This is a genomic window from Cupriavidus consociatus (genome assembly GCF_017814975.1).
GTDB classification, from domain to species: domain Bacteria; phylum Pseudomonadota; class Gammaproteobacteria; order Burkholderiales; family Burkholderiaceae; genus Cupriavidus; species Cupriavidus consociatus.
This window is the reverse complement of record NZ_JAGIQA010000142.1, coordinates 1-923: the sequence shown is the minus strand read 5'-3', so window position 1 is coordinate 923 and position 923 is coordinate 1. Positions and strand designations below refer to the sequence as shown.

At 67.0% G+C, this 923-nt stretch carries 1 protein-coding gene; it reads right to left on the bottom strand.

All coding sequences use genetic code 11. From position 1 onward, the window contains the following. On the bottom strand, nucleotides 1-923 hold a 923-nt coding region (locus tag J8I82_RS37800), incomplete at both ends, for a zinc-binding dehydrogenase (protein ID WP_209765738.1).

Sequence of the window (923 nt, the reverse complement as noted above, 5' to 3'; positions counted from 1 at the left end):
TCCATGTACCAGTCGACGATCTTCGGCACGTCGGTGCGGCCGCGCGCGCCGCCGAAGGCCGAGCCCTTCCACTCGCGGCCAGTCACCAGCTGGAACGGACGCGTCGAGATCTCGGCGCCGGCCTCGGCCACGCCGATGATGATCGACTTGCCCCAGCCCTTGTGGCAGCACTCCAGCGCCTGGCGCATGACCTGCGTGTTGCCGATGCATTCGAACGAGTAGTCCGCGCCGCCGTCGGTCAGCTGGATGATGTGGTCGACGACATTCTCGACCTGCTTCGGGTTGACGAAATGCGTCATGCCGAACTTGCGCGCCATCGCTTCGCGCGCCGGGTTCAGGTCCACGCCGATGATCTTGTCGGCGCCCACCATCTTCGCCGCCTGGATCACGTTCAGGCCGATGCCGCCGAGGCCGAACACCACCACATTGGCGCCGGCCTCCACCTTGGCGGTGAACAGCACCGCGCCCACGCCGGTGGTCACGCCACAGCCGATGTAGCAGACCTTGTCGAAGGGCGCATCGGGACGGATCCTGGCCAGCGCGATCTCCGGCACCACGATGTGGTTGGCGAAGGTCGAGGTGCCCATGTAGTGGAAGATCGGCTTGCCGTCGAGCGAGAAGCGCGAGGTGCCGTCCGGCATCAGGCCCTTGCCCTGCGTGGCGCGGATCGCCTGGCACAGGTTGGTCTTGCGCGACAGGCAGAACTTGCACTGGCGGCATTCCGGCGTGTAGAGCGGGATCACGTGGTCGCCGGGCTTCAGCGAGGTCACGCCGGGGCCGACGTCGGTGACGATGCCGGCGCCTTCATGCCCGAGGATCGCCGGGAAAATGCCTTCCGGGTCGGCGCCGGAAAGGGTGTAGTAATCGGTATGGCAGATGCCGGTGGCCTTCACTTCCACCAGCACTTCCCCGGCGCGCGGGCC